General features: G+C 69.4%; 7 protein-coding genes. All 7 read left to right on the top strand.

All coding sequences use genetic code 11. From position 1 onward, the window contains the following. A partial coding sequence (locus AC31A1_RS40200; RefSeq protein ID WP_489658030.1) for a peptidoglycan D,D-transpeptidase FtsI family protein occupies positions 1-1827 on the top strand: 1827 nt, incomplete at its 5' end. A 173-nt stretch (positions 1828-2000) separates the two neighbouring features. Beyond that, positions 2001-3536, top strand: coding sequence for a UDP-N-acetylmuramoyl-L-alanyl-D-glutamate--2,6-diaminopimelate ligase (locus AC31A1_RS40195; RefSeq protein ID WP_489658031.1), 1536 nt, complete (start codon positions 2001-2003; stop codon positions 3534-3536). Between the two features lie 4 nt (positions 3537-3540). Continuing rightward, positions 3541-4971 carry a UDP-N-acetylmuramoyl-tripeptide--D-alanyl-D-alanine ligase gene (locus tag AC31A1_RS40190; protein WP_489658029.1) on the top strand — a complete coding sequence of 477 codons (1431 nt, stop codon included), beginning with the start codon at positions 3541-3543 and terminating at the stop codon, positions 4969-4971. Further along, positions 4968-6041 (top strand): phospho-N-acetylmuramoyl-pentapeptide-transferase, encoded by a 1074-nt coding sequence (gene mraY / locus AC31A1_RS40185; protein ID WP_393753126.1) that lies wholly within the window; start codon positions 4968-4970, stop codon positions 6039-6041. The genes AC31A1_RS40190 and mraY overlap by 4 nt, the downstream gene beginning before the upstream one ends. Then, on the top strand, positions 6023-7456 hold the full coding sequence (gene murD, locus AC31A1_RS40180; RefSeq protein ID WP_489658028.1) for a UDP-N-acetylmuramoyl-L-alanine--D-glutamate ligase: 1434 nt from the start codon (positions 6023-6025) through the stop codon (positions 7454-7456). The genes mraY and murD overlap by 19 nt, the downstream gene beginning before the upstream one ends. 21 nt (positions 7457-7477) lie before the next feature. Beyond that, a complete protein-coding gene (ftsW, locus tag AC31A1_RS40175) occupies positions 7478-8845 on the top strand; it encodes a putative lipid II flippase FtsW (RefSeq protein ID WP_489658027.1) in 1368 nt (455 codons plus the stop codon). Between the two features lie 6 nt (positions 8846-8851). After that, positions 8852-9048, top strand: a 197-nt coding sequence (locus AC31A1_RS40170) for a glycosyltransferase (RefSeq protein ID WP_179301312.1), incomplete at its 3' end; no start/stop codon positions are given.

Raw genomic sequence — 9048 nt, 5'->3', positions numbered from 1 at the left:
CGCTCCCTCCGGCTCGGTAGCCCCCGCCCCCGGCTGCGCATGATCAGCCTCGCGCTGACCCTCGTACTCATCGCGTTCGTCGTACGGCTGCTCCAGGTGCAGGCCGTCGACGCGAGCGCGTACGCCGCCAAGGCCGCGCAGAACCGGTACGTCGACTACGTCCTGGCCGCCGAGCGCGGCGAGATCACCGACCGTTCCGGCGTGGCGCTCGCGACCAGCGTGGACGCGTACACGATCACGGCCGACCCCACCCTCTTCACCCGCAAGCAGCTGAAGATCGACGACGGGCCCGAACAGGCGGCCGCCCTCCTCGCCCCGATCCTCGGCGTGGACCAGGCATCCCTCGTCAAGAAGCTCAGGCCCTCGAACAAGAACCTGCGCTACGTGGTGCTCGCCAACCGGCAGACCCCGCAGGTCTGGAAGCAGATCAAGGACCTGAAGAGCGCGCTGAACACCAAGTCCGCCACCGACCCGACCACGGTCAACGTGCTGGCCGGTGTCCTCGCCGTCCCCACCACCAAGCGCGTGTACCCGAACGGCGATCTCGCCGCCGGGATACTGGGCTGGGTCAACGCCGACGGCAAGGGCGGCGGCGGGGTCGAGCAGCAGCTGAACGAGGACCTCACCGGCAAGGACGGCAAGGTCCGTTACGCCCAGTCCGGCGGTCTCCAGGTGCCCACCGCGGGTTCCACCGAGACGCCGGCGGTGCCCGGTTCCGACGTGGAGCTGACGATCGACCGCGACATCCAGTGGGCCGCGCAGAACGCCATCACCGAGCAGGTGAAGAAGTCCAAGGCGGACCGCGGGTACGTGATAGTGCAGGACACCCGCACCGGCGAGATCCTCGCCATGGCCAACGCGCCCGGCTTCGACCCGAACGACCTCGCGCAGGCGAACGCGGCCTCCCTGGGCAACGCGGCCCTCCAGGACGCCTACGAGCCCGGTTCCACCGCCAAGGTCATGACGATGGCCGCCGTACTCCAGGAGAACGCGGCCACCCCGCTGACGCATGTCGTCGTGCCGAACCGGCTGCACCGCGGGGACCGGCTCTTCCAGGACGACGTGGACCACGCCACCTGGAACCTGACGCTCAACGGCGTCCTCGCCAAGTCCAGCAACATCGGCACCATCGAGGCGGCCGGCCAGCTCGGCAAGACCCAGCCCGAGGCCAACCAGGTCCTGTACTCGTATCTCCGCAAGTTCGGCATCGGCAGCTACAGCGGGCTGAACTTCCCCGGCGAGACCAAGGGCATCCTGGCGCCCGCCGACAAGTGGTCGACCTCGCAGCAGTACACGATTCCTTTCGGCCAGGGCATGTCCCTCAACGCGCTCCAGGCGGCCTCCGTCTACTCGACGGTCGCCAACGGCGGAGTCCGCGTCGAGCCCACCCTGGTGCGCGGCACGAAGGGGCCCGACGGCCGCTTCACGCCCGCGGCGACGCCCAAGAAGACCCGGGTCATCAGTGCGAAGACGGCGAAGACCCTCGCCCAGATGCTGGAGTCCGTGGTGGACGACGAGCAGGGCACGGGCGGTAAGGCCGCCATTCCGGGGTACCGGGTCGCGGGCAAGACCGGCACCGCCAACCGCGTGGATCCGGCCACCGGCAAGTACAAGGGCTACACCTCGTCGTTCGCCGGGTTCGCGCCCGCCGACAACCCCCGCATCACCGTCTACTGCGCGATCCAGAACGCCACCAGCGGAAGCTACTTCGGCGGTCAGATCTGCGGACCGATCTACAAGCAGGTGATGGAGTTCGCCCTCAAAACCCTCCAGGTCCCGCCCACCGGGGCGAAGGCCGCGAATCTGCCCGTGACCTTCACGCCCTGATCAGCGCAACAGCCAGGAACCGATCCGTGACCATGATCACCTCCCAGTCCGGGAACCAGGGCCAGCAGGACAGCAGGCCCCGCCCCTCACTTCGCTCCGGGGCCGGTGCGCCCGGTACGCTCACCGCCGTGCCACCCGCCGATCAGTCCCAAACCCCCCAGAAGGGCGCATCCGTGACCTACCCGGGGCCGCCCAGGCCGGCGCGGATCTCCGCCACACCCCTCGCGGAACTCGCCGACCAACTGGGCGCCGCCGTCACCATGACGACAGCGCCGGTGTCGACCGCCGAGATCACGGGCATCACCCATGACTCGCGCGCCGTCCGCCCCGGCGACCTGTACGCCGCGCTGCCCGGCGCCCGTCTGCACGGCGCCGACTTCGTCACGCAGGCGGCCGGCCTCGGTGCCCTCGCCGTCCTGACGGACCCGGCCGGTGCCGACCGCGCGGCCGCGACCGGCCTGCCGGTGCTGGTCGTCGAGGACCCGCGCGGGCAGATGGGTGAGCTGGCGGCGACCATCTACGGTCACCCCGGCCGCGATCTGCTCCAGATCGGCATCACCGGAACGTCCGGCAAGACCACCACCGCGTACCTCGTAGAGGGCGGCCTGAAAACGGTCCGGTCCACGGGTCTGATCGGCACGGTCGAGATGCGCATCGGCGACGAGCGCATCAAGTCGGAGCGCACGACCCCCGAAGCCACCGATCTCCAGGCCCTGTTCGCGGTCATGCTGGAGCGCGGGGTCGACGCGGTCGCCATGGAGGTCTCCAGCCACGCGCTGGTCCTCGGCCGGGTCGACGCCTGCATCTTCGACATCGCGGTCTTCACCAACCTCAGCCCGGAACACATGGAGTTCCACACGGGCATGGAGGACTACTTCCAGGCCAAGGCCCAGCTGTTCACCCCGCTGCGCAGCCGCCAGGGCGTGGTCAACCTCGACGACGCGTACGGCCGCAGGCTCGCCGTCGAGGCCACGGTCCCCGTGGTCACCTACTCCGCCGAGGGCCACCCGGACGCCGACTGGCGCACCCAGGACGTCGAAGTCGGCCCGATGGACTCGACGTTCACCGCGGTCGGCCCCAAGGGCGAGCTGATCACCGCTCGTTCGCCGCTGGCCGGCTCCTTCAACGTGGCCAACACCCTCGCCGCGATCGCCGCCCTGGCCACCGCAGGCCTCGACCCGCAGCTCGCCGCCGACGGCATCGCCGCGGTACCGGGCGTGCCGGGCCGCCTGGAGCGCGTGGACGCCGGGCAGCCGTATCTCGCGGTCGTCGACTACGCCCACAAGACGGACGCCGTCGAATCGGTCCTGCGCGCGCTGCGCAAGGTCACCGAGGGCAAGCTGCACGTCGTGCTCGGCTGCGGCGGCGACCGGGACAGGACCAAGCGGGAGCCGATGGGCGCCGCGGTCGCCCGGCACGCCGACACAGCCGTACTGACCTCCGACAACCCCCGATCCGAGGACCCCCTCGCGATCCTCGCGACGATGCTCCAGGGCGCCGCGTCGGTGCCCGCGCACGAGCGTGGCGAGGTCCAGGTCTTCGAGGACCGGGCCGCCGCCATCACCGCCGCCGTCGCCCGCGCACGGCCGGGGGACACCGTGCTGGTCGCGGGCAAGGGCCACGAGCAGGGCCAGGACATCGCCGGAGTGGTCCGTCCCTTCGACGACCGTCAGGTGCTCCGCGAAGCTATCCAGAAGACCCAGGGATGAATTTGTGATCGCCCTCTCCCTCGCCGAGATCGCAGAAGTCGTCGGCGGGCAGACGCACGACATACCGGATCCGTCCGTCCAGGTCACCGGCCCGGTGGTCCGCGACTCCCGGGAAGTGGAACCCGGCAGCCTCTTCGTCGCCTTCGTCGGCGAGCACGTCGACGGCCACGACTTCGCGAACGCGGTCGTCGAGGCGGGCGCGGTGGCCCTCCTGGCGTCCCGCCCGGTCGGCGTGCCCGCGATCGTCGTGGACGACGTCCAGAGCGCCCTGGGCGCCCTCGCCCGTCATGTCGTACGACGGCTCGGCGCGACCCTCGTCGCCCTCACCGGCTCGGCGGGCAAGACCAGCACCAAGGACCTCATCGCCCAGGTGCTCGCTCGCAAGGCGCCCACGGTGTTCACACCGGGATCGTTCAACAACGAGATCGGGCTGCCGCTGACCGCGCTGAGCGCCACCGACGAGACGAGGTTCCTCGTCCTGGAGATGGGCGCCCGCGGCATCGGTCACATCCGCTACCTCACGGATCTGACGCCCCCGCAGATCGGCCTCGTCCTCAACGTCGGCACCGCCCACATCGGCGAGTTCGGCGGCCGGGAGCAGATCGCACAGGCAAAGGGCGAACTCGTAGAAGCGCTCCCTTCAGTTGAAGAAGGCGGCGTCGCGGTCCTCAACGCGGACGATCCGCTCGTACGGGCCATGGCGTCCCGTACGAAGGCGAAGGTGATCCTTTTCGGAGAGTCCGGCGAAGCGGACGTACGGGCCGAGAACGTGAGACTCACGGACAGCGGACAGCCCGCCTTCAGCCTTCACACACCCTCCGGGTGCAGCGAAGTGACCATGCGCCTGTACGGTGAGCACCACGTGTCGAACGCGCTCGCCGCGGCCGCCGTCGCCCATGAGCTGGGCTTGTCCGCAGACGAGATCGCCACCGCGCTCTCCGAGGCGGGCTCCCTCTCCCGCTGGCGGATGGAGGTCACCGAGCGACCGGACGGCGTGACCATCGTCAACGACGCCTACAACGCGAACCCCGAGTCCATGCGAGCCGCCTTGCGCGCGCTCGCTGCAATGGGCAAAGCCTCACAGGCAAAGGGGGGCCGGACCTGGGCGGTGCTCGGCAAGATGGCCGAGCTCGGGGACGAGGCGCTCGCCGAGCACGACGCGGTCGGACGGCTGGCCGTCCGGCTCAATGTCGGCAAGCTCGTCGCGGTCGGGGGCAGGGAAGCGTCCTGGCTGCAACTGGGCGCATATAACGAGGGTTCGTGGGGTGAGGAGTCGGTGCACGTGTCCGACGCACAGGCGGCGGTCGACCTGTTGCGCAGCGAGTTGCGCCCGGGAGACGTCGTTCTCGTGAAGGCGTCCCGGTCGGTCGGTCTGGAGAGCGTGGCGCAGGCGCTCGTCGAGGCCGGTACCGAGGGTGAGGTTGCCGCCCGATGATGAAGCAGATCCTGTTCTCAGGAGTCATCGGCCTGTTCCTGACCCTGGTGGGTACCCCGCTGCTGATCAAGCTGCTGGCCCGCAAGGGCTACGGCCAGTACATCCGTGACGACGGCCCGCGCGAGCACGCCAGCAAGCGCGGTACGCCGACGATGGGCGGTATCGCGTTCATCTTCGCGACGGTCGCCGCGTACTTCCTGTCCAAGGTCATCACCGGTTACGCGCCGACCTATTCGGGTCTGCTGGTTCTCGGTCTGATGGTGGGCATGGGCCTGGTCGGCTTCCTCGACGACTACATCAAGATCGTCAAGCGGCGTTCGCTGGGCCTGCGGGCCAAGGCGAAGATGGCCGGCCAGCTGATCGTCGGCATCAGCTTCGCGGTGCTCGCCCTGCAGTTCAAGGACGCCAGCGGCAACACCCCGGCCTCCACGAAGCTGTCGTTCATCACGGACTTCGGCTGGAAGCTCGGCCCGATCATTTTCGTGATCTGGGCGCTGTTCATGATCCTCGCGATGTCGAACGGCGTGAACCTGACGGACGGTCTGGACGGCCTCGCCACCGGCGCCTCGGTGCTGGTCTTCGGTGCCTACACGTTCATCGGTGTCTGGCAGTTCCAGGAGTCCTGCGCCAACGCGCAGACCCTGACCAACCCGAACGCCTGCTACGAAGTGCGCGATCCGCTCGACCTCGCGGTCATCGCCTCGGCACTGATGGGCGCCTGCCTGGGCTTCCTGTGGTGGAACACCTCACCGGCCAAGATCTTCATGGGGGACACCGGTTCGCTGGCCCTCGGCGGTGTCCTCACCGGTCTGGCGATCCTCTCCCGCACGGAGCTGCTCGTCGCCATCATGGGTGGCCTCTTCGTCCTCATCACCATGTCGGTGGTCATCCAGGTCGGTTCCTTCAAGCTCACCGGCAAGCGGGTCTTCCGCATGGCCCCGCTCCAGCACCACTTCGAACTCAAGGGCTGGTCCGAAGTGCTCGTGGTGGTCCGTTTCTGGATCATCCAGGGCATCTGCGTGATCGTCGGCCTGGGCCTCTTCTACGCGGGATGGGCAGCGAAAAAGTGACCGAAGGGCAGGGGCTCTCCTTCGAGGGCAAGCACGTCACCGTCGCCGGGCTCGGAGTCTCCGGCATCCCGGCGGCCAAGGTCCTGCACGGCCTCGGCGCACTCGTCACGGTCGTCAACGACGGCGACGACGAGCGCTCCCGGGCCCAGGCCGCGGAGTTGGAGGCGCTCGGCATCACCGTGCGCCTTGGTGATGGAGCGACCTTGCCCGAAGGCACCGAACTGATCGTCACCACCCCTGGCTGGAAGCCCGACAAGCCGCTGTTCACGGCGGCCCGGGCAGCCGGCGTCGAGATCTGGGGCGACGTAGAACTCGCCTGGCGTCTGCGCGGTCCCGAATCGGCCCCCTGGCTCGCCGTCACCGGCACCAACGGCAAGACCACCACCGTCCAGATGCTCGCCTCGATCCTGAAGGCGGCGGGCCTGCGCACGGCGGCGGTCGGCAACATCGGCGTCTCGGTCCTCGACGCCGTACTCGGGGACGAGCAGTACGACGTCCTCGCCGTGGAACTGTCGAGCTATCAGCTGCACTGGGCGCCCTCGCTGCGCGCCCACTCCGCCGCCGTTCTCAACCTGGCGCCCGATCACCTCGACTGGCACGGTTCGATGGAGGCGTACGCCGCCGACAAGGGCCGTATCTACGAAGGCAATCGGGTCGCCTGCGTCTACAACGTCGCCGACAAGGCCACCGAGGACCTGGTCCGCGAGGCCGACGTCGAGGAGGGCTGCCGGGCCATCGGCTTCACGCTGGGCAGCCCTGCGCCGTCCCAACTCGGCGTCGTGGACGGCATTCTGGTGGACCGTGCCTTCGTCGAGGACCGGCAGAAGAACGCCCAGGAACTCGCCGAGGTCTCGGACGTCAATCCGCCCGCCCCGCACAACATCGCCAACGCCCTTGCCGCCGCCGCCCTCGCGCGCGCCTTCGGGGTGCCCGCCAAGGCCGTACGGGACGGGCTGCGGGCCTTCAGGCCTGACGCGCACCGCATCGCGCACGTGGCCGATGTGGACGGTGTCGCGTACATCGACGACTCCAAGGCCACCAACACCCATGCGGCGGAAGCCTCGTTGGCGGCCTACGAGTCGATCGTGTGGATCGCGGGCGGGCTCGCCAAGGGTGCCACCTTCGACGAACTCGTCGCCAAGTCGGCGAAGCACCTTCGGGGCGTGGTGCTGATCGGCGCGGATCGCGCGCTGATCCGCGAAGCCCTCGCGCGACACGCGCCGGAAGTACCCGTCGTCGACCTCGACCGGACCGACACTGGGGCGATGCTCGCGGCTGTCCAGGAGGCACAGCGGCTCGCCGCCGCCGGCGACACGGTGCTGCTCGCCCCGGCCTGCGCCTCCATGGACATGTTCGCCAACTACAACAAGCGCGGTGACGCGTTCGCCCAGGCGGTTCGCGAACTCGGCGCCTGACCGACGCAAGCGGAGGCGCTGATGCCCAGTAGCCGTACCGGCCGGCCGCCCGTGCAGCAGCGGACCCCCAGACGTCCCGCCGCCGCCAGGACCGTCCGCGACAACCCCGTACGACGGCTCTACACCAACGCCCGCCGGGCCTGGGACCGGCCGCTGACCGCCTACTACCTGATCGCCGGCGGCAGCGTGCTGATCACCGTGCTGGGTCTGGTGATGGTCTACTCGGCCTCCCAGATCACCGCGCTCCAACTCTCGCTGCCCGGCTCGTATTTCTTCCGCAAACAGTTCCTCGCGGCCTGTATCGGCGGGGTCTTGGCGCTCGCCGCCTCGCGGATGCCGGTCAAACTGCACCGGGCGCTGGCCTATCCGATCCTCGCGGGCGCCGTCTTCATGATGGCGCTGGTGCAGCTGCCGGGGATAGGGATGTCGGTCAACGGCAACCGGAACTGGATCTCGCTCGGCGGCTCCTTCCAGATCCAGCCCAGCGAGTTCGGCAAGCTGGCCCTGGTGTTGTGGGGCGCCGACCTGCTCGCCCGCAAGCAGGACAAGGCGATGCTGTCCCAGTGGAAGCACATGCTGGTGCCGCTGGTTCCGGTCGCTTTCATGCTGCTCGGGCTGATCATGCTCGGCGGCGACATGGGTACGGCGATCATCCTCACCGCGATCCTCTTCGGACTGCTGTGGCTGGCCGGCGCTCCGACCCGGCTCTTCGTCGGCGTGCTGTCGATCGCGGCCGCCATCGGTGTGATCCTCATCAAGACCAGCCCCAACCGCATGGCCCGGCTCGCCTGCATCGGCGCCACCGAGCCCAAGACCGGGGTCGCCGACTGCTGGCAGGCCGTGCACGGGATCTACGCGCTCGCATCCGGCGGGATCTTCGGCTCCGGGCTCGGGGCGAGTGTGGAGAAATGGGGTCAACTCCCCGAGGCCCACACCGACTTCATCTTCGCCGTCACCGGTGAGGAACTGGGTCTGGCGGGCACACTGTCGGTGCTCGCCCTCTTCGCGGCTCTAGGCTATGCGGGTATCCGCGTGGCCGGACGCACGGAGGACCCCTTCGTGAGGTATGCCGCGGGAGGCGTGACCACCTGGATCATCGCTCAGGCGGTGATCAACATCGGTGCGGTGCTCGGCCTGCTGCCGATCGCCGGCGTCCCGCTCCCGCTGTTCTCCTACGGGGGTTCCGCCCTGTTGCCGACCATGTTCGCCATCGGGTTGCTGATCGCCTTCGCGCGCGACGACCCCGCTGCGCGGGCGGCGCTTGCGATGCGGCAACCCCGCTTTGGTAGAAAGCGGGGGGCCAGGGGTACCGGTTCCGGCCGACGGCCCCGGAGATGGAACACGATGCGACGGCGTGCCTCGGCGGCGCGTTCGTCCGGAGAGCGGTGAATTTCGGTGCATGTCGTACTCGCCGGTGGGGGGACCGCCGGCCACATCGAGCCGGCGCTCGCCCTCGCGGACGCCCTGCGCAGGCAGGACCCCACTGTGGGGATCACGGCCCTGGGCACGGAACGCGGCCTTGAGACCCGTCTCGTACCCGAGCGGGGCTACGAACTCGCGCTGATCCCCGCCGTACCCCTGCCCCGCAAGCC

The sequence above is a fragment of the Streptomyces sp. P5F9 genome, from assembly GCF_057961495.1.
The sequence above is the reverse complement of the archived record's forward strand: the minus strand, read 5'-3'. Positions and strand labels throughout refer to the sequence as shown.

Excerpts from the sequence above, each read along its gene's own strand:
- mraY (WP_393753126.1), top strand. The coding sequence starts at position 4,968 with ATGATGAAGCAGATCCTGTTCTCAGGAGTCATCGGCCTGTTCCTGACC.
- murD (WP_489658028.1), top strand. The coding sequence starts at position 6,023 with ATGGGCAGCGAAAAAGTGACCGAAGGGCAGGGGCTCTCCTTCGAGGGC.
- ftsW (WP_489658027.1), top strand. The coding sequence starts at position 7,478 with ATGCCCAGTAGCCGTACCGGCCGGCCGCCCGTGCAGCAGCGGACCCCC.